Genomic DNA, 26,121 nt, shown 5'->3' with positions numbered 1-26,121 from the left:
TCGGTTCTGACAGAGGTCAGAACCGATGCTCGTCGTGCCCGAAGCCCTAGCCGCGCATTGCGCGCTGGCGCGACCCGGACTGATAGGCGAGGCGGTAATGCCCTGAACAATAGGGCATGCCGCCGAGCGGCGTGTTGCCGCAGAAGCAGAAATCGTCGGCGCCCGGGCTGCTGATCGGCCAGCGGCAGCGCTGTTCGCTCAGTTCGAACAGCGAGCAGCTGTTGGTGCTGACGATCGGTGTGTCCTCGGCGGGCGGTTCGTAGACTGCCTGCAGCAATTGCAGCTGCTGCTTCGCGGTCACCCGTTGCGCGGCGTGTGCGGCGGATTTCTTGCGCCGTGCCCGGCGTTCGTCCGGCGTCGTGCGCGTCAGGTTCAGCCGCGACAGCTTGCCGATGACCGCGTTGCGGCTGACGCCGATATTGACGGCGATGTCACGGCAGGAGAGGCCGGCTTCAAAGTAGATCTTGAGTTGGTCGACGCGCTCCGGCGTCCAGGTCTCTTGGTTGACAATCATCTGACGGTTCCACGTTCTGTGTTGAACCGCCGCGCGGACGCGTGCGCCGTCAGGGCGTGCGGCCGTTATCGCGGATTGCAAGCAACCCGTCCTTGATGGCGAGCCGAATGCCTTCCTCGATCAATGTCCGTGCAACGCCCGGGACGCTCGTGCCGTGGGTGCCCTGTCTCACCAGCTTCTCGAGATAACCAATGGTCGAGAGTGCCAGTGTGACCGGGACGCGGTCGGTTTCGGCCTTTTCCGTAGCCATGAGAAAATGCTTAACCTTGAACGCCTGTACTGAAAAGTATCTATTTAGAGTCTATTTAGGAATGCGGCGGTTCGTCAAGCCGCTGGCCGCAAAATGCGAACCGCCGCGTCGGAAGTCGCTTCCGGCGCGGCGTCGTGATCAGAATTTTTAGCGATATGAATGGGTTAAGCGCGCAACTCGACCTTGACCGGGAACTTCTTGAGAAGCCGCTCAGCGGTTTCGGCCTTGTCCGGAGGCGCGCTCACGCTCAGGTACAGCCCGCGGGACGGGTCGGTGATGGCCTCGACGCTGACTTCCGCGGATAGACCCTCCAGCGCCAACAGCTCGCGCGCGGCCTCGCCGGCGGCGATCTCGCGCAGCTTGGGCTTGAAGATCTTGCCGACCGGCGTGACCGGCATTTCCGGAATCACCGACACCACGCGAGGCCGCGCGGGCGGCTCCAGGATGTTGTCCTGCACGAAAGCGGCGAGCGCGTTCGGATCGATCTGCGCGCCGGGCTGCGCCGAGACGAACAGCATCGGCACTTCGCCCGCATAGCTGTCGGGACGTCCGACCGCCGCGGCCAGTGCCACGCCCGGAAATGCCAGCGCGGCATCCTCGATCGCACGCGGGTCGATGTTGTGGCCGCCGCGGATGATGACGTCTTTGGCCCGGCCCATGATGTAGACGAAGCCGTCGGCATCGATCCGGCAGATGTCGCCGGTGCGCAGCCAGCCGTCGCGGAACGCCTCTTCGGTCTGCTTCTTGTCGACATAGCCGGCGAACACCTGCGGACCTCTGGTCAGGAGTTCGCCGACCGGCGAGGGCCACGGCCCGGTGTGCAGCTTGCCGCCCTCGAGGATCGCGAGCTCGACCAGCGGATTGCGGGTGCCGACGCTTTCGGCGCGCGGCTTCACGCCGTGCACGTCATGGGTGATCGCGCCGGCGAGCTCGGTCATGCCGTAGAGCTGCTGGATGCAGGGACCTCCCCAGGTCGCGAGGTAGCGCCGCTCGATCTCCGGCGGGCAGATCGAGGCACCGGTGGCGGTGACGCGCAGGGTCGAGATATCGCTGTCCCCGACCGGAATATCAGCCAGCGCCCCGAGGATGGTCGGCACGTTGCCGGCGATGTTGATGCGGTATTGCTCGACGATCTGCCAGAAGTTCCGGACCAGCGCCGGATCGCGCGCGCCGGCAGGACCGGGGATCACCATCGTCGTGCCGGCGGATAGGCAATTGGCCGAGGTGCAGAACAAGCCGCCGACATGGAATAGCGGCATCGTGATCATCGCGCGCTCGCCGCGATGGAAGTCGAGCGCCATCCGCGAGGACACGGTGGAGGCGACCATCGCGCGGTTGGTCAGTCGCGCCACCTTGGGATGGCCTGTCGTGCCGCCGGTCGGCAGCATCACCGCGACGCGGTCGGCCTCGCTCATATCCCTGGACTTGCCATAGTCGTCACGCCACCCCGGATCGGGCCGCAGCACCTCGCCGTCGAACGAGATCGTGCCGTCGAGCGGCACGGTCACGATGCGCTTGAGCGACGGCACCTCGCGCTGCAAGCCCTCGATCCGCTCATAGAGCCCACCCGGTGTGCCCGGTGGTGGTGCCAGCAGCAGTTTCGCGTTGATGGCATTGAGCTGGGCGACAATCGCTTCGCGCGTGAACAGCAGATTGAGCGGCTCGGCGACGCCGCAGGCTGCCGCGCCGAAGATCGCAACGATGCTTGCAGGACAGGCCGGCACCAGGATCGCCACCGCATCGTCCTTGCCGATGCCCTGGCCGCGGAAGTAGTTTTCGGCCGCCTTGACGTAGCCCATCAGCTGATCGTTCGAGATCACGACCGGGTTGGGATCGAGCGGCGAGCGCAAATAGATCGCGGCTTCTGCGTCCGGCGCGCCCTGCGGACCGCGGGCGATGAGATCGAGGATCCGCGGGCAGGCTGCGAGCGTCTCCCGCATCTCCTTGTCGCGCGCGGCCTCATCGGCCGGTGAAAGCCTGTCCTTCAGCATATCCGTCCCCGTCCATTTTTGTTCGTTGGGACCGGGATTGTATCGAGCCGCGCGCGCGGAGCACAAGTGCGGCTTATCGACCGTCCGTCAGCCGTGAACGACCGATTTGGCGATCATGCAGTGAATGCCCTTGGAGCCGTTGACCGTCTGGGTCACCCGCAGGTCGGCGGCCAGGCTGCACAACGTGTAGGCGTCCTCGCGCGACAGATTGCGCTTCTCGCCGAGCAGCACGATCATGTCGCGCAGCGCCCGCACCACGCACTGGTCGAGATCGGGATCCATCGCCATCGTCATGTAGTGGTCGGCGGTCTCGGCGCGCGGATAAGCAAGCTTGAAGTCCTTGCGCAGAGTGAGGCGGAAGCGGCCGGTGAGCGCGGTCTCGATCGCGGTGACGCAGACCTCGCCGTCGCCCTGCACGCCATGGCCGTCGCCGCAGGAGAACAGCGCGCCCGGCACGAACACCGGCAGATACAGCTTGGCTCCGGCCCCGAGCTCCTTGTTGTCGAGATTGCCGCCCATCGCGCGCGGGATCAGCGAGGAGATGCGGCCCCAGGCCGGCGGCGGCGAGACGCCCATCACGCCGAAGAACGGCTTCAGCGGCAGGTCGAGGCCCCAGGGCATGCGGCCGACCATCCGCCCGCGATCGAGCGGGACGTTGAGGATGCGGGTCTCGTGGAAGTCATCGGGCAGGGTGCCGGACAGCGGCTTGATCAGATTGTAGCCCCAGTCCTGGCGCAGCTGGACGTCGAGGATATCGACCTCGAGCACGTCGCCGGGCTCGGCGCCGGCCACTGCGATCGGACCGGTCAGGATGTGCCCGGGCACCATCCGCTCGTTCTTCGCATGGATGTCGTCGAGCTCCGGCGGGACATGGAATTTGCTTCGGTCGGGCACCACGTCGGCACCACCGCTGACGGTCTCGATCGTGACCTCGTCGCCGCTCGTGACGTTAAGGACCGGCTTCAGCTTGGCTTCAAAGAAGCCCCAATGGCAGGTTTCGGGACTGGACTTCAGGTGATGATGGGGCGGATTACTCATCCATGAGGCTCGTTGATTGGCGTTGATTGACGATGATTGGTAGAACTATAACCTTCAACTTATCAAGGAGTTAGCCTAAAATTTGAGGGATCGCGGATGATCGTCCGGGATCGTCAAAGCGCCCTCGAAACGTAACTTCAACCTAGCATCGTGGCCCCCCATGACTGACCCGGACAATCCGTCTCCTAGCAAGGTTAGGGATCGCTCTAAGGATAAGAAACGCAGCCGCCTGTTCACGGATATGAGCGTCAGAAAGCTCAAATTGCGTGAGGGGGAGACCGCGCAGGTCACCTATCGGGACAAGAAACAACCCGGACTCCTCTTGGTGCTCAACGTGTCTGGCTCCAAGGCTTGGCGTGTCAGCTTTTATCACAAGGCACTCGGCAAGATGCGAACGAGGCATCTTGGATATTTCCGACCCGGTGCTCCGGATCACATGGCGCTCAAGACCGCTCGCGACGAAGCCGCAAAGCTCAAGGCCGACAGAGATAACATCCCGGCCAAGGTAGAAGTTGCGACGGGTCCCGACACATTCGAGGTCGTCGCCGAGCGTTATTTGCGGAAGTACGTTGACGGGAAACTCCGGACGGCCTCCCAAATCCGCAGGATGGTCGAGAAGGTCTATCCGGCTTGGGGAACAAAACCATTCGAGTCCATCCGACGGTCCGACATCGCGAACCTTCTCGACGAGATCGAGGAGACGCGGGAAAAAGGACCGCAGACCTCACGCTCGCAGTGCTGCGTCGGATGATGTCGAAGCACAGCGCCGGCCACGATGATTATAACTCCCCCATGCGACCCGGCTTGGCCCGGATCGAAAACCCGAGCGAACACGACCGCGAGCGCATCCTGACTGATGATGAAGTCAGGGCACTGTGGAAGGCGTGCGAGGGGCAGGGGACGTTTGGAAATTTCTGCAAGATGTTGCTCCTGACTGCCCAGCGCCGGACCAAGGTCAGCACCATGAAGTGGGACGATCTCAGCGACGATACCTGGACGATCGCGACCGAGACGAGGGAGAAGGGTAACGCCAAGCGATTGAAGCTGCCCAAGGCCGCCCTTGTGATCATCGAGGCGCAACGCGAACTCCTGCTCAATGACTTCGTTTTCCCAGCAGCGACTGTCGCAGAACGCGACAAGCCGGGGCAATACTTCGGCTCACTGACAGCGTTCAGTCAGGGCAAAGCGGCCCTAGATAAGCGGATGTTGGAAGAACTGCATTCCGTCGCAGTTCAGCGCAACGATAAATCGATGTTGGCATTCGTCGCGAAGATTAGAGCGTTGTTCGCGGACATAGCGGCTGAGAAAGACGACAAGGCCAAGAAGAAGCTGAAAGCTGAACTGAAACGTCATTGGTGGATATTGCACGATCTCCGGCGGACAGCGCGCTCGCTGATGTCGCGCGCGAAGGTCCGGCCCGATCTCGCGGAGCGCGTCTTGGGCCATGTGATCAAGGGCGTAGAAGGCATTTACGATCGCCACACCTACGACAACGAGCGAGCACAGGCCCTTGTCGCCCTCTCGATGCTGATCGCGCGCATCTTGGAGCCCCGCCGTTCCGGGAACGTCGTGCCCATCTCGCGATGACGTCCAGCGCAGCAGGAGCAGCATCCGTGCGGAAATTTGCGCGGATGCGTCCCAGACACGGGGGACCCCGGAAACCGCTCTCATGCTGCTCCCCAGCGCGTTTTTCTCTAACGAGATATCATAACTGGAAGAAGCCCTTGTAACATCGTGCTTATTCACCGTTGATTGCGCATGATCGATCTGCAATGATGTTCCTGCGGCGTCCATCGAGACTGAGTGCTCGTTGGTCAGGGTACCGCGTCGTAACCGGGCAGGATGCAAACCCGGGGAATGAAGTCAGAGGCCCGTCGTGTGGTGCTCTGCCGTCCAATCAGGCAAGCCCGGTCCTGATCCGCATCGCAAACCAATGCATGACCTCCGTTCAGTGAGAACGGGGAGTGCGGTAGCGATGAATGGATTGACCAATGACGAAATCGAAGAAGCCCCGCAAGGGAATTCCGCGCGGTCCAAATCAGCCCAAGCCGATCACTGAAGTTCGACAGCTCGTCTCGCGTAAGGAGGCCGCTGTCATCCTTGGATGTCATCCCGACACGGTCAAAAAGATGGAGAAGGGTCGAGGCGGACAACTCGACGTGATCCGACTGCATCCGAAAGGGCGCACGGTCTTCTACAAGCTCGCAGACCTGAAAAGCTACGGTGGAGTCTCGACTGCAACCGTCGAAACCTCGACGTCGTAGCCGCGCCGCACGGAGTATTTCATTTCAATGAAGATCAAAGCAAGATCGCGCGAGGTTGCGCGACCAGCCTACGCGTGCGTCCCGAAGAGCATTTGCGCGGACCCACGTTCGCACCGGCTTCCTCCGTTCACCATCGCGGTGTTGGGTACGCTGATGTCGCTGGCTCGTCAGCAACACGGCGAAAACAATCACCAGCGTGCCTTCGCGGCTGGAGCCAAAGGTGTCGAACGCGAGTTGGCATTTGACAAAATGTTCACAGATGACTGGGCGGAGGTGAAAGCGCTTCGCAGAAAGGGCGAAGCAGCTCCAGCTCCGATGCGACAGCACGTGGCTCCAACCTTCACGCTGCAAGAGGGGCGCTCAACGGCTCCGCGATACAAACCCGTGAAGCGCGGGAAAGCGCTCCGGGATGCGGGCGAGCACACCTATCGGCAAGCGAAGAAACGACTGCGACGAGCGCCAATGCCAGATTGGATCGTTGTTGACGTCGCCCGGACAGCACTGTTGCAAGCTACGGGCCTGACACTTGGCGCACGAAATATTGCGCGGCTTGACGAGGCACTGACGACGTTGAGCCGCCCGATCAAGATTGACGGCCAAGAGATATCGCCGTTTTGCATGGTTGAGAAATTCGAAGGCAAGCTGTTGCTATCGATCTCGGGCGAGTGGCTGGGCTTGCAATACGAGAAGGTGCCATTGCCTCTCCCGATCAAATCCTCGCCCGCGACGGAACTGCTGCTGTGGCTTCAGTATATCAATATCTACCGTAGCAAAGGCGATAGCGACTACAAGAAACTGGCGGAGAAGTTCGGTTACGACCGCGCATGGCTCGCCAATCGAGCCATCGAGCGCGCTCTGAACTATCTCAATGAACACTATTTGCCCAAGCTCAATCTCGGTCTGTTGCAGAAGGAGCACAAAATCCACATGCCTTCGCGCTTCGAGATCGAGCCGGACGGCACGCGCGTTCGATTTGTCCCGCTTGAGGCCGGCACCTACGCATACGACCGCGCAATGCGGAAGCGTGTGAAGAAGCCGAAGCCGAAAAATCGCATCGAGCGTGAGCGACTGGACGACAGGCCGCCTGCTGATGATGTCGAGAAGAAAGCTAGGCTCTGGCGCAATTTTGAAGCGCGAATGCAATTTGGCGAGTTTGAATGACGATCCAGCCGCGCACCATCGAAAACTCGTACATCTGGGAGGTTTGGAGCAGTTCGGCTCGTACATGTGGGAGGTTTGGGGCAATCCGGCTCGTACATCTGGATGGCGAGGCTCGTACATCTGTCGGCCTCAAGATCGAAGAAACGCCTGTGCCGCAACGCTTACTGCCAAAATCGAGGTGCCCTATTAGAAAGAGATATCAGAAAGAACATGATTTCAGACAGAGCTTTAAAAGAATAGGCGCTCGCGCGCCCATCCCACTTCGTTGATTGGATCAAGCTTGAAGGAGAACCTAGAATGAAACGGGAAAAGCTAGAAGAGGATCACACCCTCGTAAAGACTAAAGCCAAGCGTCCTCGTCAGAGGAAGCCGTTTCGCTTCACTTACAAGCCGGAGTCTCCGGCACAGAGAGAAGCGCGTAAGGCCGCAGACCGCAGGCGCTCGTACAAACGACGCTGCAAGCTGGCCGCTCCAAAATCACTGGTACCCGCGGACGCCACATTCATCCAATTGATGAAAGCGATCTCCGAGCGTCGAAATGAAGATGAGCGCGCATGGTCGCTGCTGAGCAGCTATCTCGCGACCGGACGGACGATTGTCCGCGAACGACTGCCGGACCGGACGCACGCCGGAAAATGAACCGCAGCACAGGGCGATTTCAGCAGCACGGGGGCAGGGGATCGCAGAGACGACGAAATGCCCCCAGAAACCGCTCTGCTGCTCAGGAAACTGCCATCCAGATGCCCTCTCAACAATGATGATATGAGGAGATCGACACCCAACATGTCCGATTGGGATAACACGTTCGAATACGCCGGCCCAGGTCGGAAACGCCGGGAACGACTGGCGCTGCAAGAAATCCCAAACGCGCTCACACCGAGGAAGCACAACGCTGCCGCAAAATCCCCCTCCGAAAGAACCCCGAAAAGGGAAATGAAGGAGATCGGCGCGCGAAATTTGAAAACACGAATTCGGCTTCTGACGATCCTGACCGAAACCTACAGGGATGTCTGCGACGAATCGGAGCGCGAGAACATCGCGGCCACTGGTATTCTGGTCAGCGCCGTCAGAGCCGAAATGCGCGCGATCATCCGGCTCCTGAGAGACGAAGGCCTAATCGACGAACGCGCGCTTGAACGCCGCAAGCGTAATCGTCGACGTGCCCGTGATCGATGATGGATAGGGAGCTGGATCGGGCGCGAATACATCCCCCGTTTTTTGGTGCGAACCACGCATCCCAACGCCTCGATATTTTCTCGACAGGCCTCCTGATGACGCGTGATTTGATCGAATGCGGCGGGTTCTCATGACTAGATATCACGGAACGATTCACAGAAAGCCCTGTCGTTAGTGGCTTTCTGCCAAGGGGCTAGTCTTGAGGTTAGTTCGGAGGTTACGTTTCGCGCCCAAATCAGGCGCATTTTGCGTTCCTCTGATTGAGGCGCAGAAACAGGATGTGAAAACGCGATGCACGGCCAGATAAAAGGGCGTCAAAACCGTAAGCGGCAGTCTGCTGTCACATCGGGCCGCAAGCTGTTCTTGAAAACGGAAGGGCTCGACATGCGCACGTCGTACGCGTTGCGCTTCCGGGACGTGCTGCAGATTCACACTGATGAATTAGGGCCTACTGCATCAGAGGCCGAACTCGCCATCGTGCGGCGTGCGGCCACGCTCATTGTCCAGCTTGAACAGATGGAAGCGAAGTTCGCAGTCGAGGACGCAAGCCCAACGGCGCTGGAATCATACCAGCGTTTGGCGAACAGCATGCGCAGGCTCCTAGAGAGCGTCGGCTTGAAACGTCGCCCTCGTGACGTAACGCCCAGTCTGCATGAGTACTTGGCGTCCAAATCCAAGCCGCGACGTGAAGTGCTCACCATCGATCACGAGGATGACGATTGAAATGGATGCATTTGCGCAGGGTGCCGTAATGGAAGCGTCGATCAAGCTCCAGCCGGGCACTGCCACACTGCCCGATCAGGGCATGGCAGAGACCGAGGCTATCGAACATGACAACGCTGTGGTGATGGCATTCATCTTAGGCACGGAGGATTGATGGGCACTCGTCGTCATCGTGAGCGCCTTGACGACACTAAGACCACCGCCACACCTCGAAAACGAGAATCATCCGCACACCCGACGCTGCTAGACTGCATCAACGATCGGCAGCTCTTCAAGCCGTGGTTCAAAGACCAGAACACTTGGATTTCTTGGTTCGCCTTCATTGCGGCGCTCTTTTCGTTGCCGATGACGGCGAAGCAGCTTGCGATCTATCGGAAATGCACCGGACGAAACGAGCCTCCATCTGAGCCCGCAAAAGAAGGCTGGTTGATCTGCGGACGTCGCGCTGGGAAGTCTTTCGTGCTCGCTCTCTGCGCAGTGTTTTTGGCTTGCTTCCACGATTATCGACAGTATCTCACACCCGGCGAACGTGGCACAGTTTTTGTAATTGCAACTGACCGTAAGCAGGCTCGCACAATCCTCCGATATATTCGAGCGCTTCTGACACGCGTCAAACTGCTTTCCCAGATGGTCGAGCGTGAATGGCAGGAGGGCTTTGACCTCAACAATTCCGTGACCATCGAAGTCGCCACGGCTTCATTTAAATCAACCCGTGGTTTTACGCTGGTAGCGGTGCTACTTGACGAAGTTGCATTTTTCGCGACCGAGGATTCATCCTCTCCTGATGAGGAAATACTGCGGGCACTCCGGCCCGGGCTTCTTACCATCCCGAACAGCATGATTCTCGCGGCTTCCAGCCCCTACGCGAAGAAGGGAGTGTTGTTCAACGCGTATCGGGAGCACTACGGCAAGGAACACGACCCGTCCTTGGTCTGGAAAGCCCCCACGCTGGTGATGAACCCCAACGTGCCGGAGGAGGAGATCGCGAAGGAGTACGAAAACGATCCCGTTTCCGCAGCAGCAGAGTATGGTGCGGAATTCCGCTCTGATGTCGAGACGTTCATCGCTCGCGAGGCTGTCGAGGCCGTGACCTCCGAAGAACGGGAGCGGCCGTATCTCGCCGGGTTCAAGTATCACGCCTTCACAGACCTTGCCGGCGGCGGCTCGGGCAAAGACAGCGCGACGCTCGCAATCGGGCACGTCGAGAACGGCATCTCAGTGTTGGACGTAATTCGCGAGGTGAAACCGAGTTTCAGTCCTCGCGATGTCGTCGATCAGTTTTCGGCGCTACTCAAATCCTACAGCATCACCGAAGTCAAAGGCGACCGTTACGCTGGGGAATGGCCGCGAGAGCAGTTCCTAGAGCGCGGCATCAAATACGATCCGGCCGTGAATCCGAAGAGCATCATCTACGGCGAGTTTCTGCCGTTGATGATGTCGCGGAAATGCGACCTCCTCGATCATCCCAAGTTGTTGAACCAGTTGTGCGGTCTTGAACGCCGCACCGCTCGATCCGGCAAGGACAGCATCGACCACGCTCCCAACGGCCATGACGATATAGCCAATGCGGTCGCTGGCGTCCTGACATCGATGGGCATCCGCAAATATAGGTATGTCGCCGATCTTTCTTGGGTCGGCGGTCCCTCGGAGAGCAGCCCTGCTGCACAGAGACTATCCGGATTTCTCACATCACGAGGACTTTGAATCATGACCACGACTAACGACTACATCGACGTGATTGATAAGCGAGGGGTTCGCGTTCGCCGCCACGGCATCTTGCAGGATGGTGACCGCACGACCATCAGGATGACGCTTATGGATAACGGCGATCCGGCTCTGATGGCGGCAATAGCGGAAGCGCAGGCTGCAAGGCGCATCGAGCAGTTCGACGCATTGCATGCGGGCCACCGGCCCAGCGTCGCCGTCATGACCGATGCCGCGACGGCCGAACGTGAACGGTTGCGTGATGCGCGGAATGCCAAGCTGTCGAATGCCTGGCGCAATCCGCCTCCGGTCGTCGATCAGGTGACTCCGCACCATGCACCACCGACGAAGACGACGCTGACTCACGATGAACTCATTGCGGCAAGGGACCGCCGCCTAGAAGCGGCGTGGAAACGCTGAAACCAACTGAGGCCCGTCGAGCGATTGACGGGCCTCATCACCAAAGGAATGTAAATGATGAGTAATAGCAATATGGGGCTTCCGGCAAAGGCCCACGACAAGATGTTCCGGCTTGCCGATCAGCAGCAGCAGGCATTCGTGTTGATGCATTCGACAGTTGGTCGCATCAGCGACGTCGAAAAGGCGATCGCGATCAATCCGGCCGATGGCGACCGGGTCAGAGCTCTCAGACGGGAACTGACCACTCTCCGAACCTCGCATCAGCAACATCAGGATCGGCATCGAGAATGCGCCGATTTGAATGCAAGCTTGCGGCGTTATCTGGAGCGGCTGCCTCCGAATGTCGATATCGCCGATGCGAAGCCCGTCCGGCTCAAGCTACAGGATGGCGAAAACTACACCACTGCCGTAGACCGGATACGGCGCGAGATCGCTGGACTCGTATCGGAGCGAATTCAGGTCAGCCAGTCCGGCCCTCCAATCGAGGAGATCAAGGCGAATGTCAGAAGCTGGATCGAGCAGCGCAGACGGCTCGCACGGCCGTTGATCACCGCGACCCACGAAAAGTTCAGCATCAGGTTTGAGGGGTATCTAGACGACGCGACAGCACCCATTCTCGACATCGCAGCGGCTCTCGCGTGGTTCGATCCGGAACGGTTTGGCGAAAGGCTCGATGAGTTGATCGACGCAATGCCGCCTCCCAGACTCGCGCTCACAGGTTCGGATAAGTCCGAACGATTGCGGAGCATCGCCAAACGTCTGTACGAATTGGAGCAACTCGAGGAGGCGATCATCGTAGCGGCCGAAGATGAGGGCCAGGTCATCGCCCGACGTCCGACCGCTGACCCCAAAGCTGTGCTCGGGATCACCGTGCGTTCGATGGCGGCCGCAGCATGATTTCGATCCTCGATGGCTGTTGGGGTTGAGTCAGTCGTCGAGTCCGGGCGGTCGGTTCGGTCATCGGTTCCAGCCGACGCGGCTCGATCCCCGTGCTTCACGGGGTGGGCTGGGAAGCTTGAGATTCCTAGAGTCGGCAGCCGGCGCACGACGGCGTGGCCGACACCATTTCGATCTCTTCCGTGCGGGGGGCAAGCGCGGAATTGAGAGCCCGCCGTCGTTTTGAGTTCGCCTTCCTCGGCGACGGCGGGCACCATACCCGCATGGGTTGCACGAATCAGATATATGGTAACATCTCCACCCGAAGCTCTTGCGCGAGCAGGATTATGCGGCTTTATCCCACTTCAAGGGCATTTGTTTGGAGCTTTCATCGTTCACCCCCGAATTGCGGGACATCTGCGAGAAGCGCAGCGAAGCAAGGGCCAAATTGGGCGACGACGCTGCGCTGGAACTCGGACGCGTTTTGGCGGACATCGAGGCTTTCGATAATTTCCCCGACTTCGCGGCGACGTTTGGCAGTCGCATAGCGGATCGCGGGGAATACGAGAAGTGTTTTGATTTGGGGTTAGGTTATTGGCTAGTTTTCAGGTCGGGGCATCCTCGTAACCTCGGGGCCAATGCTGTCCCTCCTGACTGGTCGAGCACTACTAGGTTGATGATTACAGCGATTGAGAGAGCTGATGCCTGAAGCATCTTTCCAGCCCGATTGGTTCTCTAAGCCTGGCGACACGCTTTTGAGCTTGATGGAGGAGCGTGCGCTCACGTCGGAGACGTTGGCGAAATTGCTCGGCTGCGACACAGCAACGATCCACGGACTCTTATCAGGTAGCGTGGCCGTCGATGAGCATCTGGCGACGGGGCTGTCGCGATACGTTGGGGCAACCCCATCGTTTTGGCGAGCCCGTCAGGTCAAGTATTTCGAAGCGCTCTCGCGTGCCGCCAATGCGATTCCGAGGGAGAGGGGATCGGATTGGATCAAGCTATTCCCCCATCGGGACATGGCTCAATATGGTTGGGTGGGCCGCCACACAAAGCAAGATGAACTTATTCGTGCATATCTCGCGTACTTCGGTGTGAGTACGCCGCAAGAATGGAGCGACAGGTACGAGCAGTCGATGAAGGAAACGGCGTTCCGAACGTCGCCGTCGTTTACTTCGAAGGTCGGCGCGATATCGGCTTGGCTTCGACGAGGAGAAATTGAGGCGGCCGCCATTTCATGCGCGAGCTGGCAGCCCGATCTACTTCGAAAGCTCTTGCCTGAGATTAGGATTCTGACCAAGGCCAAGTCGCCGGATTATTTTCTGCCGCGTGTTAGGAAGATGTGCGCCGATGCTGGCGTCGCGGTCGTATTTGTTCGCGCTCCGGCAGGCTGTAGGGCAAGTGGGGCTACTCGGTTCATCTCGCGCAACAAGGCCATGGTCGTACTGAGCTTCAGGTATCTTTCGGACGATCACTTTTGGTTCACGTTTTTCCATGAGCTCGGCCACCTTCTATTGCACAAATCGTCCATGACGTTTGTCGATGGCGAGCCAGGCATTTCGGGAGAGCTGGAAGCGGAAGCCAACGCCTTTGCTGCCGATGTGCTCATCCCTCCCAGCCGCCGAGACGAACTCACGGATCTTTCGGCAAAGAGTGAGCGCATCATTCGTTATGCTTATTCGATAGGCGTGTCGGCAGGCATTGTCGTGGGGCAGATGCAGCATCGGAATTTGCTTAGCCCAAAGAAAATGAACTATCTTAAGCGACGATTTAAGTGGGACGAGATCGGCGCAGCGCTTGGCTAGCCTCGGAAGTGAACGAACGTCGCGGGGCTCTTTTGCCAGTTGCAGATCGAATCCTCCATGACCTGCATTCCGACATGGAGATATCGATCCAGCTCTTGAAGTATGCCCTCGAGCTCCGATGCGCTTCTAGTGGAGTTGACGTTGCCATCTACGAGGAGTCTCGCGCCGCGAAGAGGGCCAGTAGCTCCAGCCAAATAGGCAGAGCCAGGCGCGATTGGCGCCAAGTCCAGTCGGCCAAGTAACGCGAGAAAATCAAACTTGGCCAATCGGCCAAATCTAGCGATCGTTAGTTTGCGATACGCCGCATCAAAGAGCCTGTGCGGATCGTTGCCTTCCGATCGGACGAGATCGGAAAACCATCGCGACGGCGCTGGCGCAAAACAGGTTACGAAGCTTTCGACCACCGTAGCTGTGCCGTTGTTGGATGCTGGATTTAGCGTTTCATATTTTCTGTGATTGCCGAACGCGCCACCTATGCGATGGAAGTTGCTTTGGAGCCAATCACGGAACAGTCGCGGATTTGATGAGACGCGACCCCACGTCCACGGCCGTCTCCCCAACCCAGAATACACGTCTCGGAGCATTCGCCACTTGTGACGACCGTGCTGGCCGAAGTGTGTCGCGAGAAATATGAGCCAGATAGCTTCGTCAAGCTGCCCATTTCGAGCCAAGAGCGCCGCTGCTCGTTCGGGCTCGAACAGGCTGGAGTTGGGGGCGGTACGATCGCTGGCAATGTCGCGCGATTTTATGGCGCGCGTGTAGTCGATACGTCGCAGGCTGGCAACCATCTGCATCGCTAATGTATCGCGATGCCGATCATCCGTGATTCCGGCTAGGGTTACGTGGCGATTTGAAAAATCAAGAAGTGCCTGAGCCAGTTCTTCTCTTCTCTCCGAACGCGTCGGCCACATCTGTCTAGTTTCCATTTTCCGACCGAATGCGCCCAAGGACGTACGGACGGAAACGCTTGAATGAGAATTGATCTGCGATGGACGGGAGGATTGTCTGATCGCCATTTGCAAAGAAGATTTGAATAATCCGAACTAGGTCTAACCAGTAGTCAGAAAGGCCCAGGGTGGTTACGTCTAGCAGCTCACCAGAACGAATGCGCTTTTCAGCGTCTAGCAAGATCGCGATGGCAGGCCACGGGTCTCCCGTCGGCATTTCGGGCATGGCTACACGCGATTGATAACCCTCGTCAACGAAGTGCTGTGCGTCTGCCCAACGCTCTCGGTAGATATGCATGCTTCCAGCAAAATGCCGATAGGTGCCGACCTCGAGCGCCAATGTGCGGGCAATTATCTCCTGAAGCATCGTAAAGCAGAATGCATCGTGAGGCAGACCAAAATAGGCATCGTTCGACCGCATGGTAGCGATCATGTCCAACTTTTCATCCCGTACAAAAAACTGAAGATTCGTGGTGCACGGAATCTCCCTATGAGGCTCAGCGATGTCACTCTTGTCGAAGAGCTGAATTACGGCTCGGCGGGAAGAGGGGCGCTGCTTCAACAGCGTAATGACATTCGCGATCTGATCAGGAGGACCAAACAGTCTGGGTCCGTAGCCTCCATAGACCGTCTTCCCGTCCTCGGTCTCGCATTTGTATCGTTTAACGTAAGGGAGAATGAAATCCAGTTGATTGTCGCCGGTTAGATACCAAAGCAGTTCGCCCAACGAGCTAAACAATTTTCCTCTGGTCTCAGACCTGCTCAACCTTGCACGTGGGTCTGTAATTTCGATGAGTGCGCCGATGGCTTCAACTGTATCGCCACGTGATGCCGTAACGACCCCATCGCTACGGGCAAGGAGTTGCGGATACAGCTGCAAAAGTGCGTCATCAAGCGTTTCGGTCTGGATGAACATCTGCAAACCAAAAATTGGGGGGATATCTCTACAAAACTAAAGGTAGCTACATAATCAATGATTCGTTGTACTCTGTGCGTTCGGGCGACTTGTCAAATGGTCGTATGACCGAGTGGCTGATAACGGGGGGCCTATCCGCGGGTCCCAGCAACGGAGCCTGGACACGGTTTCAGGGCTCTCCTATGTCGCGGCCCTCTGGCCCGCCGGGACACCGCTCCAGCCCGCTCCCAGCGCGATTACGCGGGGGCCTCCCTGTGACGTCTTCGCGATGAAATCCTCCGCGTTCTGGGAAAACGACAAACGACGAACCTTCGGGGAACGCCGAGACCTAACTTCGACCTAACTTTGCGGGGGTGATCGACTGAGAGAAATGGTAGATAAGCTATTGATTTAGTTGATGATAGTTAAGGGATAAAATCCTGCATCATCTGATGATGGGTCATGTGACGGCTTTTGATTAGTTTCCCAGCAGCGTATGACGCTGTAGCAGAACTTCGCAGAGGCTTCCCTTGTTTTTTGTGCTCTCCAAGACGCTCGGCATCATGCTGCTGCCGATCAATTTCCTGATCGGGTTCGGCGTGATCGGCACCGTGCTGCTGTTGACGCGGTTTGCCCGTCTCGGCCGCAGGTTGACGGTGGCCTCGCTGCTGCTGCTCGCGATCTGCGGCTTCTCGCCGCTCGGCAATGTCCTGATATCGACGTTGGAGCAGCGCTTTCCGCCATGGGACGCCTCGCGCGGCGCGCCCGACGGCATCATCGTGCTCGGCGGCTCGATCGATGCCGATCTGTCGGTCGTGCATGGCACACCTGTCGTGCGCAGTGCGGCCGATCGCGTCATCGCGGCGGCGGCGCTGGCGCGCAGGTATCCGAACGCGCGCCTCGTGTTCACCGGCGGCAGCGCCAACCTGATCTCGAATGATGCGCGCGAGGCTGACTATGCAGCCGAGATGTTCGAGAGCCTCGGCATTGCCAGGTCGCGATTGACCATCGAGCGCCGTTCGCGAAATACGGTGGAGAACGCCGAGTTCTCCAAGGCGCTGGTCGACCCCAAGCCGGGCGAGCGCTGGCTGCTTGTCACCTCGGCCTATCACATGCCGCGCTCGGTCGGCCTGTTCCGCAAGGCGGGATTCAACGTCGAGGCCTATCCGGTCGACTGGCGCGTCGGCAATGTGTTCAGCTTCGCGACGCTTGCGATCGAGGGCCTGTCGCGCACCGATCTCGGCACGCGGGAATGGATCGGGCTGGTGGCCTATCATCTGGCCGGCAAGACCGACGATTTGCTGCCGGGACCGGCGGCTCACTGACCTGCGACACGAGCTTGTCGCTTCCGCCGCTCAATCCGGCTAACATCGACACAACAGGCGGCGCCAAGCCGCCGATCACGGGAGTTCACGCCATGCAACAGCAGACACCGCCGGAACAGTTCGATCTCGCCGCGATCGTCGCCGATCTGAACAATCTGCTGCGGCTGAAGACCACCGTCATCGGCATCAAGATGTTTGCGCGCGTCGAGGAGATGGAGGCGATCCCGAAGATCCGCCGTCCGTCGGCAGTTCACACCACGGACCAGATCGTCAGCATGGCCTCGCGGCTCGGCTGGACCGTCGGAATCACCGGCGACGACCTGGTCGGCGCGCAATGCCGTGCGGTGATCGGGCTCGCGCCGCAGGACGAGAAGTGGCTTGCCGGCGAGAGCTACGTCGGCGTCTGGCACGGCACCGCCGAAGACGCGCGCAAGCGCCAGGAGGCGCTCGACGTGGTGCCGTACGGCCAGTACCAGGCGATGGTCGTGAGCCCGCTGACCAGCGGCCGTCTCAATCCGCCGGACATCTGCCTCGTCTACGCGACGCCGGGCCAGATGATCATCCTGATCAACGGGCTTCAGTATACGGGATACAAGAAATTCGAGTGGGGTGTGGTCGGCGAGACCGCTTGCGCTGACTCGTGGGGGCGGGCGCTGAAGACCGGCGAGCCGAGCCTGTCGCTGCCGTGCTTTGCCGAGCGCCGCTACGGTGGCGTGCCCGACGAGGAGATGCTGATGGCGCTGCCGCCGGCCCATCTAGTGAAGGCGATCGCGGGGATGAAGCAGCTCGCCAAGAACGGCCTGCGCTATCCGATCGCGCCCTATGGCATCCAGGCCGACGTCCGCGCCGGCATGGGGGTGTCCTACAAGAAATAGCGGCTAGCGTCATTGCGAGGAGCGATAGCGACGAAGCAATCCATCGCTCCGCTTACGCGGTGAAATGGATTGCTTCGCTTTGCTCGCGATGACAAAACGGGGCAATTTCGTTGTGTGGGAGCCTGATCCATGTCCTCGTCGAAACTCGACATCGTCGTCTACGGTGCGACCGGCTTCACCGGCCAGCTCGTTGCCGAGTATCTCGCGGCGCATTATCGCGACGGCAGCCTGAAATGGGCGATGGCCGGGCGCAGCAAGGACAAGCTCGCCTCGGTTCGTGACGCGATCGGCGCGCCGGCCGACACGCCGCTGATCGTCGCCGATGCTAGCGATGCCGCATCGCTGAAGGCGATGCTGGCGCAGACCAAATCTGTCATTTCGACGGTCGGTCCGTACCAGCTTTACGGCAACGAGCTGATCGCGGCCTGCGTGGAAAGCGGCACCGATTATTTCGATCTCTGCGGCGAGCCGGTCTGGATGCGGCAGATGATCGACAAATATGAGGCCGCCGCCAAGGCCAGTGGCGCGCGCATTGTGTTCTCCTGCGGCTTCGACTCGGTGCCGTTCGAGCTCGGCGCATTCTTCGTGCAGGAGGAAGCCAAGCGCGTGTTCGGCGCGCCGGCGCAACGCGTCAAGGGCCGCGTGCGCGACATGCGCGGCACGCTGTCGGGTGGCACGGCCGCGAGCGCCAAGGCAACCTTTGATGCGGTCGCCAAGGATTTGAGCCTGGTCGCGATCCTCAACAATCCGTTCGCGCTGACGCCGGGATTCGAGGGGGCGAAGCAGCCGCGCGGCAGCAAGCCGGCCTATGAGGAAGATCTGCACTCATGGACCGCGCCGTTCATGATGGCGCTGATCAACACGCGCAACGTCCACCGCTCCAACATGCTGATGGGCTTCCCGTACGGGCGCGACTTCGTCTACGACGAGATGGTCCTGACCGGCCCCGGCGAGAAGGGCGAGGCCAATGCCAAGAAGGTGATGGCGCTGAATTCCGAGAAGACCGGTCCCAGCGCGCCGAAGCCGGGCGAGGGGCCGTCCAAGGAAGAGCGCGAGAACGGCCGCTACGATCTGCTCTATCTGGCGGTCGCGCCCGACGGCCGCATGGTCCGCGCCGGCATCAAGGGCGATCGCGATCCCGGCTACGGCTCGACCTCGAAGATGATCTCGGAATGCGCGATCTGCCTGCTGCGCGACACGCCCGACGTCGCGCCGGGCTTCTGGACGCCGGGCGCTGCGATGAAGGGCAAACTGATCAAGCGCCTGGTCGATCACGCCGGGCTGACGTTTGAGGTGGAGAAGTAGGCTCTCGCCGCTTGTCCCAGCGTCATCGCCCGGCTCGCCCGGGCGATCCAGTACGCCGCGGCCCATCGGCTCAATTATGATTGCCTCTGGAATACTGGATGCTCCGCTTTCGCGGGGCATGACAGTGAGAGGCTACGCCGCCGCCCGCGGGTTGTACGCGTACATGAAGTCCATACCCTTGGATGACACCGGCAGCAGCAGCTTCAGGATGTGATCGCGCAGCCAGGCGCCGGTCGGGCTGAACTCGCGCTTGCTGTTGCCGTTGCGGCGGGCGATCGCCACGATCTTCTCGGCGCGCGGGCGCCGCTCGTGCTCGAAGGCCTGGAACGTCAGGCCGAGCTCCTGGCCGTCGCGCATCAGCATGCCGAGCCGCAGCGCGTCTTCCAGCGCGAGCGATGCGCCCTGGCCGGCATGCGGGCTGGTGGCGTGCGCGGCATCGCCGATCAGCAGCGTGCGCTTGCGCGACCAGGTCGGCAGCGTCGCGACGTCGAGCGTGTCGGTCACCACGATGTTCTCGGCGGTCGCGATGATCTCGGGGATCGGCGCATGCCAGCCGGCGTGGAAATCGCGCAGATGCTGCCTGATCGCGTCCTGACCCTGCCGCCGCCAGGCCGTCGCGGTCATGCCGTGCGACGGCTGCGTGCTCCACCACATCGCACCGGTGTCCGGATCGGGGCTGCACAGGCCGTAGCCGAAGAAGCCGCTCTGGCCGAACGTGGTCTCCACCCTCTGGCCGATCGGGAGACGCTCGAACATGGCGCGCGGCACGAATCCGCCGAAGCCGATCAGCCCGGTGTCGAACGGCGTCGGTCCGTCCGGGATCACGTGCCGCCGCGCCGCCGAGTGCACGCCGTCGGCGCCGATCACGAAATCGCCTTCGGCGGTGCTGCCGTCGTTGAAATAGGCGATGACCGGCTGGTCGCCGCGGTCCTCGATCTTCACCAGCTTCTTCTCGAAGAACACCGAGACGTTGGAGCCCCAGGCCTTGTCGATCAGAGTCTCGTTCAACGTCGCGCGGCACATGTTCACTGCGGGCTGGCCGAAGCGCTGCTGCATGTTCTGGTTGAGCGAGCCGAGCTTCTTGCCGCCCTGCGAATAGAAGTCGAAGGATTCCGCGATCGAGCCGCTGCGGATCAGCTCGTCGGCGAGGCCGAGCTCCGCCAGCACGTGCATGCCGTTGGGCGCGATCTGCAAGCCGCCGCCGATGCCGGTGGAGTAGGGCCAGGCTTCATAGAGCTCGGCCTCGATGCCGGAGCGGGTCAGGAACATCGCGGTCACCGGACCTGCGATGCCGGCGCCGATGATCAAAGCTTTACGGGGACGTCTCGTCATGCCTTGCTCCATGCATCCGTGTGGGCTACGAAAGGTTAGTTGCTAATTATCTTAGCATATAAGATATTAGGCGAGTAAGATATAGGAGCAGCTTTGTCAAGTGCGAAGTCGCGCGAAGCGTTGATGCAGGAGCTCGAGGAGGCGATGCGCCGGTCGTCCGCGCAGGGCGTGATGTATGGCCAAGCCGTTGCAAACATGGCTGGAATTTCCAATTCCGACATGGAATGCATGGACATTCTGCACCTTGAGGGGCGGGTGACCGCAGGCAGGCTCGCCGAGGTCACCGGGCTGACGACCGGCGCGATCACCGGCGTGGTCGATCGTCTGGAGAAGGCCGGCTACGTGCGCCGTGAGCGCGACGAGAGCGACCGCCGCAAGGTCTTCATCTCGGTGGTGGAGGAAAAGGCGGCTGAGATCGGCAAGTTCTACGTGCCGATGCAGGAGGCGATGCTCAAGCTGTGGGGCAGCTACAGCGACGACGAGTTGCGGTTGCTGCTGCGCTTTGCCAGTGACGGCTACAAGGGCGTGCTGGCGGCGACCGAGGCATTGAAGGCGGTGATCGACACGCCGCCGGAGCAGCGCGCCAGTCTCAAGCTTCCGCCGAAGTCTCGTCGCTGACCTCGAGCGATGTCGCGCGGGTGCGCTCGGCCGCCGCGTACATCCCCCACATCGTGCCGAGCATCATCCAGAAGTGCCGCCAGTGGTCGGTATCGATGATGAAGCTCTCGCCTGCGATGCCGAGGAACGCCGAGAAAATCGCCAGATAGTCGCGCTGCCACGACACCCGCCAGTAGACGTAGCGGAAGCCGATGATCGCGCTGACGAACACCAGCGCCGGATAGCAGATGCCCGAGATCCAGCCACCCGACATGAAGGCGTTGAGGAAGGAGTTGTGGGTGTCCTCGGGGAAGTAGGTGTGGAACTGCAGGGGGCCGATGCCGAATGGCAATTCCAGTGCCATCTGGGCGCCGAGGATGTGGCGGCCGAACCGGCCGAAGCGGCCTTCGTCGTAGCTCTGGTCGAAGCTCGCGCGCTGCTTGAACATGTCGGCGACCGTGCCGATCGACAGCAGCACCGCGATCAGCGCAACGGCAAGGATCACGGCGATTAGGGTCATCACGATGATGCGCGAGCGCTGCGCCTGCGAGCGGCTGGTGAACACCATCAGCGCCAGCATGAAGGCCGCGGTGACAATCAGGCCACCCCAGGCGGCGCGGGAGAACGACAGCAAGATCGCGAGCGAGATGATGCCGAAGGCGATGGCGTTGCGGAGCGCCTTGCCGAAGCGGTCGGAAACCACGCTTTGCAGCGTGAACAGCGCCGGCAGGATCAGGAATGCGCCCAGCACGTTGGGATCCTTGAAGGTCCCGCGGGCGCGGTCATACAGCGTCAGCAGATCATAGCCGCCGGGCACCAGATGGAAGTAGCCGGCAATACCGGCGAGCGAGGCGATCATCGCACCGACGATCAGCCCGCGACGCAGCATGTCGAGCCGCGCCTCGGTGTCCTCCGACATCACCATCGCGAAGAAGATAACGGTGACGGCCATGTACCAAGACGTGAGGATCCAGTTCACCACCTCCGGCTTGTCGAGGAACGGCACCGCGCCGATGCTGTAGCCGACATTGACCACGATCAGCGCGAACAACAGCGGCATGAACACGAGCTGCACGCGCAGGCCGGTGGCGAAGAACAGCACGCAAGCGGTCAGCGTGACCAGTTCATACGGGCTCGGCTCGATGAACACGATGGCGATCGACGCGCCGGCGAGCCATATCAGCGCCCGCTGCAGCGCGAGCACGCCCGGCGGCGCGATGTCAGCGATTGGGACGTCCCGGCTGTTGCCGCATAGGCCATCGGATACTCACGCAACGCAACAGACACAACATGACGCTCGCTTTAGTAAGGGCGTCAGTGACGGCAATCGAATTCAGTACGCGTTCTCGTTCTTCGTAATCAGCGAGAACGGGGTCTTGAGCAGGATGTAGAGGTCGAACAGCACCGACCAGTTCTCGATGTAATAGAGGTCGTATTCGACGCGCTTCTGGATCTTCTCGTCGGTGTCGACCTCGCCGCGCCAGCCGTTGATCTGGGCCCAGCCGGTGATGCCGGGCTTGACGCGGTGGCGGGCGAAGTAGCCGTCGACGGCCTCGTCGAACAGGCGGTTCTCCAGCTTGCTCTGCACGGCGTGCGGACGCGGGCCGACCAGCGAGAGATTGCCCTTCAGCACGACGTTGAACAGCTGCGGCAACTCGTCGAGCGAGGTCTTGCGGATGAAGCGGCCGACGCGGGTGACGCGCGGGTCGTTCTTGGTCACGACCTTGGAGGCGGTCGGATCGGCCTGGTGGTGGTAGAGCGAGCGGAACTTGTAGACGTCGATCCGCTCATTGTTGAAGCCGAAGCGCTTCTGGCGGAACAGCACCGGGCCGGGGCTGTCGAGCTTCACCGCGAGCGCCACCAGCCCCAGCACCGGCAGCGCCGCAAGCAGAGCGAGGCCACCGACCACGCGGTCGAACAGCCATTTCAGCACCAGGTCCCAGTCGGTGATCGGCGCCTCAAACACATCGAGCGTCGGCACCTTGCCGACATAGGAGTAGGAGCGGGGGCGGAAGCGCAGCTTGTTGGTATGGGCCGACAGACGGATGTCGACCGGCAGCACCCACAGCTTCTTCAGCATTTCCAGGATGCGGGTTTCGGCCGAGATCGGCAGCGCGAACAGCACGAGGTCGACGCGGGTGCGGCGGGCGAATTCGACGATGTCGTCGACCTTGCCGAGCTTCGGGGAACCGGCGCAGGTCTCCATCGCGCGTGCGTCATTGCGATCGTCGAACACGCCGAGCAAGTGGATGTCGGTGTCGTCGTCGGCGTTGAGCGCCTCGATCAGCTGCTCGCCGTTCTGATCGGCGCCGACGATGATGGTGCGGCGGTCGAGCCGGCCGTCATGCGCCCAGGCCCGCACCATCGAGCGCAGCAGCAGCCGTTCGGCGATCAGGACCGCGAGGCCGACGCAGAAGAACGACGACAGCCAGACCCGCGACACCTCGCCGCCGAGCTTGACCAGGAAGGAGACGCCGATGAACAGCAGGAACACGAAAGCCCATGACGAGATCATCCGCGTCATCTGGCGGAGCTGGCCGCGGAAGATCTGCACCTGGTAGATGTCGGCCGCCTGGAAGCAGACCACGGCTGCCGCCGACATGCCGAGGATCGATGCGATGTATCCCCAGTGGATGTCGCCGCCGGCAAGCGGCCTGACATAGGCGAGATAGAGCCCGACGCCGACCAGGCTGAGCAGCACGAAATCGGCGAGGCGAACCACGCCTGCGATCACGACCGGCGAGTAGGCGCCGCGAACTTTTTGATTGGTGACGGCGAGCGCGGCCGGCGACAGGCGGCGGCGGCGTTCGACCTGCGGCTGAGCAGCCGTCGCAGACGCAGCGGCATCCAGCATCGAGCGTGCGTTAAACGGTTCCACGAGTCCACGTCCATTCCTGCGCATGCAGATGGGCATCCGCGCGCAGCAGCGAAATTCCCCTTGACGTGACTTAAGGGGACAAATCGGAAGAAACGGTTACGGGTGCAAGAAGTGGTTAACGTTTGGCAAATGCGTCGCGATAGCCGGCCAGCACGCCTTCGACCATGGCGCTCTGCGAGAAATGTTCGGAAATCCGTTCGCGCAGCTTTTGCGCGCGCGCAGCGGTCGCGGCGGGATTATCGAGCGCGGCCTTGATGGCATCGGCCATCGCGGCGGCATTGCTGGGCGCGAACAGGGCGTCGGCGTGGGTGTCGAAGATCTCCGGGATGCCGCCGACATTGGCGGCGATCATCGGAATTCCCGCAGCGCCGGCCTCGATCACCACATAGGGCATCGAATCGCCGCGCGAGGGAACGACCAGCAGGCTGCCTTTCGAGAAGCCGAAGCGCGCCTTGACGTGGCCGATGAAGCGAACGGCATCGCCAAGCGACAGCCGCTTCACCTGCTCCTTGAGCCGCTCGAACTCCTCGCCGTCGCCGCCGAGCGTCAGCGTCACCGGCTTGCCGTCGGCGCGCAGTTTTGCCACCGCGTCGATCAGCAGATCGGCGCCCTTGATGCGCCGGAACTCGCCGACATAGGCGACGTCGGTGGCGTCGTCGGCCCTGGCAACCGGTTCGAATTCCTCCGAGGTGACGCCGTTGAAGACGCAGCGGACGAGCCCTGCGGGCTTGCCGACGGTGCGCTGATAGGTGTCGCGCGCGAATGCGCTCTCGAACAGGAATAGGTCGGTGCTGTTCATCAGCGTGCGCTCGAGCTGGCTGTAGAAGCGGCCCTTCCAGGTGTCGAGCGGGTAGTGCAGCGAGCCGCCATGCGGCGTGTAGACCCGGATCACCTTGTTCGACCGCCGCCGTAGCCGGACATAGGCGCCGGCCTTGGCGCCATGGCCGTGCACGACATCCGGCTTCAGATTTCGGATCAGGCCGGCGATATGCGCCCAGACCATGAAGTCGGCGAAGCGCGGCTCGCGGCGGATCGCGACCCGGTGGACGCCGAGCTTGAGGCGGGGCTCGATCTCGGCGAGGACCGCGTCGGCACGCGTGCCGCCGGTCAGGCTGTCGGCGACGATGCCGACATGGTGGCCCCGCTCGATCTGGCCGTTGGCGACGTCGAGGATGTGACGGATGATGCCGCCGACCGGCGCACGGACGACGTGCAGGATGCGGAGCGGCTGGTCTTGATTGTGATCCTGCACCATCGATCAGAACCAGCGTTCGCCGACGAACACGGTGTCACCGGGGCCGATCGGCGTCCCGAGGGGAGCTGTGAAGCGGCCGGCGCCCGATGCATCGGTGTGGGTGAGGATGACCTCGTCGCGCCTCGCGCGCGGCGAGAAGCCGCCGGCGATCGCCACCGCGCTCTCGACCGTCATGTTGGGCACATAGGGATATTGGCCCGGGGCCTGGACTTCGCCGAGGATGAAGAACGGCCGGTAGGATTCGATCTCAACCGCCACCGACGGCTCGCGGATGAAGCCGTTGCGCAGCCTTGCGGTGATCTCGGCGGCGAGCCTGGCAGGGGTGCGGCCACGCGCCGGTACCGAGCCGATCAGCGGCATCGTGATCGCGCCGGCGGCGTCGATCGCATAGGAATTGGTCAAGCCTTCCTGGCCATAGACGACGACGCGGAGCTTGTCGCCGGGGCCGAGATTATAGGCCTCGCGCGACGGGGCAGGCTCGGCATAGGCAACCGGCCCGGCGAAGGAGGGTTGCCCGTACGCCATCGAATCGAGGGCCGGGTCGCCGGCAAACGGCGAGGTCCGTCCCATGCAGCCCGACAGCGCGAGCGCAGCAATCAGACAAACAAGGGGAGCGCGCAAATCGCGCATTTGAGGAATCCCACGAAATTACCGGCCCCGATTAACGGCACGCATGGTTAACAAAGCATGACGGAACGGGGGTGACGGTCGCATCCGTCAACCGCGCCGATTAACCCAGCAGCAACCTTAATGGACTGTAATCGCCCGCATTGAGGTGGAATCGCGGCGT

27 protein-coding genes and 1 pseudogene are annotated in these 26,121 nt (G+C 61.1%); 17 read left to right on the top strand and 11 right to left on the bottom strand.

Annotated elements, in window-relative coordinates:
- Nucleotides 1-46: 46 nt before the first annotated feature.
- The 4 genes from ALC15_RS11890 to ALC15_RS11875 all read right to left on the bottom strand — a co-directional run bounded on the left by ALC15_RS11890 (nucleotide 47) and on the right by ALC15_RS11875 (nucleotide 3,793).
- Nucleotides 47-514 (bottom strand): GcrA family cell cycle regulator, encoded by a 468-nt coding sequence (locus ALC15_RS11890; protein WP_050627377.1) that lies wholly within the window; start codon nucleotides 512-514, stop codon nucleotides 47-49.
- Nucleotides 515-563: 49 nt separating this feature from the next.
- A complete protein-coding gene (locus tag ALC15_RS11885; RefSeq protein ID WP_016844973.1) occupies nucleotides 564-764 on the bottom strand; it encodes a hypothetical protein in 201 nt (66 codons plus the stop codon).
- A gap of 164 nt (nucleotides 765-928) precedes the next feature.
- On the bottom strand, nucleotides 929-2,755 hold the full coding sequence (locus ALC15_RS11880; protein WP_050627376.1) for an AMP-binding protein: 1,827 nt from the start codon (nucleotides 2,753-2,755) through the stop codon (nucleotides 929-931).
- Between the two features lie 87 nt (nucleotides 2,756-2,842).
- A complete protein-coding gene (locus ALC15_RS11875) occupies nucleotides 2,843-3,793 on the bottom strand; it encodes an acetamidase/formamidase family protein (protein ID WP_050627375.1) in 951 nt (316 codons plus the stop codon).
- 160 nt (nucleotides 3,794-3,953) lie between these two features.
- Here ALC15_RS11875 and ALC15_RS11870 point away from each other — a divergent pair, with 160 nt between their 5' ends.
- The 13 genes from ALC15_RS11870 (at nucleotide 3,954) to ALC15_RS11820 (ending at nucleotide 13,922) form a co-directional block, all read left to right on the top strand.
- A complete protein-coding gene (locus ALC15_RS11870) occupies nucleotides 3,954-4,544 on the top strand; it encodes an Arm DNA-binding domain-containing protein (RefSeq protein ID WP_050627374.1) in 591 nt (196 codons plus the stop codon).
- Nucleotides 4,544-5,380, top strand: a complete 837-nt coding sequence (locus ALC15_RS11865; RefSeq protein WP_210168587.1) for a site-specific integrase — start codon at nucleotides 4,544-4,546, stop codon at nucleotides 5,378-5,380. Before ALC15_RS11870 ends, ALC15_RS11865 begins: the two co-directional genes overlap by 1 nt.
- A 404-nt stretch (nucleotides 5,381-5,784) precedes the next feature.
- Complete coding sequence (locus ALC15_RS11860) at nucleotides 5,785-6,057, top strand: hypothetical protein (RefSeq protein WP_050627372.1); 273 nt, start codon at nucleotides 5,785-5,787, stop codon at nucleotides 6,055-6,057.
- A gap of 27 nt (nucleotides 6,058-6,084) precedes the next feature.
- Nucleotides 6,085-7,218, top strand: a complete 1,134-nt coding sequence (locus tag ALC15_RS43320; RefSeq protein WP_128089503.1) for a hypothetical protein — start codon at nucleotides 6,085-6,087, stop codon at nucleotides 7,216-7,218.
- Nucleotides 7,219-7,515: 297 nt separating this feature from the next.
- Nucleotides 7,516-7,857, top strand: a complete 342-nt coding sequence (locus ALC15_RS43315; RefSeq protein WP_128089502.1) for a hypothetical protein — start codon at nucleotides 7,516-7,518, stop codon at nucleotides 7,855-7,857.
- Nucleotides 7,858-8,001: 144 nt separating this feature from the next.
- Nucleotides 8,002-8,394: a hypothetical protein gene (locus ALC15_RS43310; RefSeq protein WP_128089501.1), complete on the top strand. Its 393-nt coding sequence runs from the start codon at nucleotides 8,002-8,004 to the stop codon at nucleotides 8,392-8,394.
- 291 nt (nucleotides 8,395-8,685) lie between these two features.
- Nucleotides 8,686-9,117: a hypothetical protein gene (locus ALC15_RS11845; RefSeq protein ID WP_050627369.1), complete on the top strand. Its 432-nt coding sequence runs from the start codon at nucleotides 8,686-8,688 to the stop codon at nucleotides 9,115-9,117.
- The gene (locus tag ALC15_RS44130) at nucleotides 9,107-9,271 is read left to right on the top strand and encodes a hypothetical protein (RefSeq protein ID WP_157860902.1); all 165 of its coding nucleotides are present in this window, start codon (nucleotides 9,107-9,109) and stop codon (nucleotides 9,269-9,271) included. Before ALC15_RS11845 ends, ALC15_RS44130 begins: the two co-directional genes overlap by 11 nt.
- Nucleotides 9,271-10,821 (top strand): hypothetical protein, encoded by a 1,551-nt coding sequence (locus tag ALC15_RS11840; RefSeq protein WP_050627368.1) that lies wholly within the window; start codon nucleotides 9,271-9,273, stop codon nucleotides 10,819-10,821. Before ALC15_RS44130 ends, ALC15_RS11840 begins: the two co-directional genes overlap by 1 nt.
- Before the next feature lie 3 nt (nucleotides 10,822-10,824).
- Nucleotides 10,825-11,241, top strand: a complete 417-nt coding sequence (locus ALC15_RS11835; protein WP_050627367.1) for a hypothetical protein — start codon at nucleotides 10,825-10,827, stop codon at nucleotides 11,239-11,241.
- A 57-nt stretch (nucleotides 11,242-11,298) separates the two neighbouring features.
- A complete protein-coding gene (locus ALC15_RS11830) occupies nucleotides 11,299-12,138 on the top strand; it encodes a hypothetical protein (protein WP_128089500.1) in 840 nt (279 codons plus the stop codon).
- Between the two features lie 310 nt (nucleotides 12,139-12,448).
- Nucleotides 12,449-12,826 (top strand): hypothetical protein, encoded by a 378-nt coding sequence (locus tag ALC15_RS11825; RefSeq protein WP_050627365.1) that lies wholly within the window; start codon nucleotides 12,449-12,451, stop codon nucleotides 12,824-12,826.
- Nucleotides 12,819-13,922, top strand: a complete 1,104-nt coding sequence (locus ALC15_RS11820) for an ImmA/IrrE family metallo-endopeptidase (protein WP_050627364.1) — start codon at nucleotides 12,819-12,821, stop codon at nucleotides 13,920-13,922. The genes ALC15_RS11825 and ALC15_RS11820 overlap by 8 nt, the downstream gene beginning before the upstream one ends.
- Here ALC15_RS11820 and ALC15_RS43305 read toward each other — a convergent pair.
- Both ALC15_RS43305 and ALC15_RS11815 read right to left on the bottom strand, forming a co-directional pair.
- Complete coding sequence (locus tag ALC15_RS43305) at nucleotides 13,919-14,833, bottom strand: alpha-glutamyl/putrescinyl thymine pyrophosphorylase clade 3 protein (protein WP_128089499.1); 915 nt, start codon at nucleotides 14,831-14,833, stop codon at nucleotides 13,919-13,921. The two genes, ALC15_RS11820 and ALC15_RS43305, sit on opposite strands and share 4 nt — an antisense overlap.
- A 4-nt stretch (nucleotides 14,834-14,837) precedes the next feature.
- The gene (locus tag ALC15_RS11815) at nucleotides 14,838-15,785 is read right to left on the bottom strand and encodes a thymidylate synthase (RefSeq protein WP_050627363.1); all 948 of its coding nucleotides are present in this window, start codon (nucleotides 15,783-15,785) and stop codon (nucleotides 14,838-14,840) included.
- A gap of 509 nt (nucleotides 15,786-16,294) precedes the next feature.
- Here ALC15_RS11815 and ALC15_RS11810 point away from each other — a divergent pair.
- The 3 genes from ALC15_RS11810 (at nucleotide 16,295) to ALC15_RS11800 (ending at nucleotide 19,269) form a co-directional block, all read left to right on the top strand.
- Nucleotides 16,295-17,089, top strand: a complete 795-nt coding sequence (locus tag ALC15_RS11810) for a YdcF family protein (RefSeq protein WP_094193842.1) — start codon at nucleotides 16,295-16,297, stop codon at nucleotides 17,087-17,089.
- A gap of 92 nt (nucleotides 17,090-17,181) precedes the next feature.
- Nucleotides 17,182-17,964 carry a DUF169 domain-containing protein gene (locus ALC15_RS11805; protein ID WP_050627362.1) on the top strand — a complete coding sequence of 261 codons (783 nt, stop codon included), beginning with the start codon at nucleotides 17,182-17,184 and terminating at the stop codon, nucleotides 17,962-17,964.
- 129 nt (nucleotides 17,965-18,093) lie between these two features.
- Nucleotides 18,094-19,269 carry a saccharopine dehydrogenase family protein gene (locus ALC15_RS11800; RefSeq protein WP_050627361.1) on the top strand — a complete coding sequence of 392 codons (1,176 nt, stop codon included), beginning with the start codon at nucleotides 18,094-18,096 and terminating at the stop codon, nucleotides 19,267-19,269.
- Nucleotides 19,270-19,401: 132 nt separating this feature from the next.
- Here the strand turns inward: ALC15_RS11800 and ALC15_RS11795 are convergent, their stop codons facing one another.
- Complete coding sequence (locus ALC15_RS11795) at nucleotides 19,402-20,601, bottom strand: FAD-dependent monooxygenase (protein ID WP_050627477.1); 1,200 nt, start codon at nucleotides 20,599-20,601, stop codon at nucleotides 19,402-19,404.
- A 123-nt stretch (nucleotides 20,602-20,724) separates the two neighbouring features.
- Between ALC15_RS11795 and ALC15_RS11790 the strand changes: the two genes are divergently transcribed.
- Nucleotides 20,725-21,219, top strand: coding sequence for a MarR family winged helix-turn-helix transcriptional regulator (locus ALC15_RS11790; protein ID WP_200914664.1), 495 nt, complete (start codon nucleotides 20,725-20,727; stop codon nucleotides 21,217-21,219).
- On the opposite strand, the pseudogene ALC15_RS11785 reads toward ALC15_RS11790, so the two are convergent.
- The 4 genes and pseudogenes from ALC15_RS11785 to ALC15_RS11770 all read right to left on the bottom strand — a co-directional run bounded on the left by ALC15_RS11785 (nucleotide 21,191) and on the right by ALC15_RS11770 (nucleotide 25,961).
- Nucleotides 21,191-22,458 (bottom strand): annotated as a pseudogene (locus ALC15_RS11785) (O-antigen ligase family protein). The gene ALC15_RS11790 and the pseudogene ALC15_RS11785 overlap by 29 nt on opposite strands.
- 73 nt (nucleotides 22,459-22,531) lie before the next feature.
- Nucleotides 22,532-24,076, bottom strand: a complete 1,545-nt coding sequence (locus ALC15_RS11780) for an undecaprenyl-phosphate glucose phosphotransferase (RefSeq protein ID WP_050627359.1) — start codon at nucleotides 24,074-24,076, stop codon at nucleotides 22,532-22,534.
- Between the two features lie 115 nt (nucleotides 24,077-24,191).
- Entirely contained in the window at nucleotides 24,192-25,331 is a 1,140-nt protein-coding gene (locus ALC15_RS11775) for a glycosyltransferase family 4 protein (protein WP_050627358.1), read from the bottom strand.
- A gap of 3 nt (nucleotides 25,332-25,334) precedes the next feature.
- Complete coding sequence (locus ALC15_RS11770) at nucleotides 25,335-25,961, bottom strand: polysaccharide biosynthesis/export family protein (protein ID WP_050627357.1); 627 nt, start codon at nucleotides 25,959-25,961, stop codon at nucleotides 25,335-25,337.
- Nucleotides 25,962-26,121 lie beyond the last annotated feature (160 nt).

Source organism: Bradyrhizobium viridifuturi, assembly GCF_001238275.1.
GTDB classification, from domain to species: domain Bacteria; phylum Pseudomonadota; class Alphaproteobacteria; order Rhizobiales; family Xanthobacteraceae; genus Bradyrhizobium; species Bradyrhizobium viridifuturi.
Note: the sequence above shows the minus strand (reverse complement) of the source record. Positions and strands in the feature narration are given on the sequence as shown.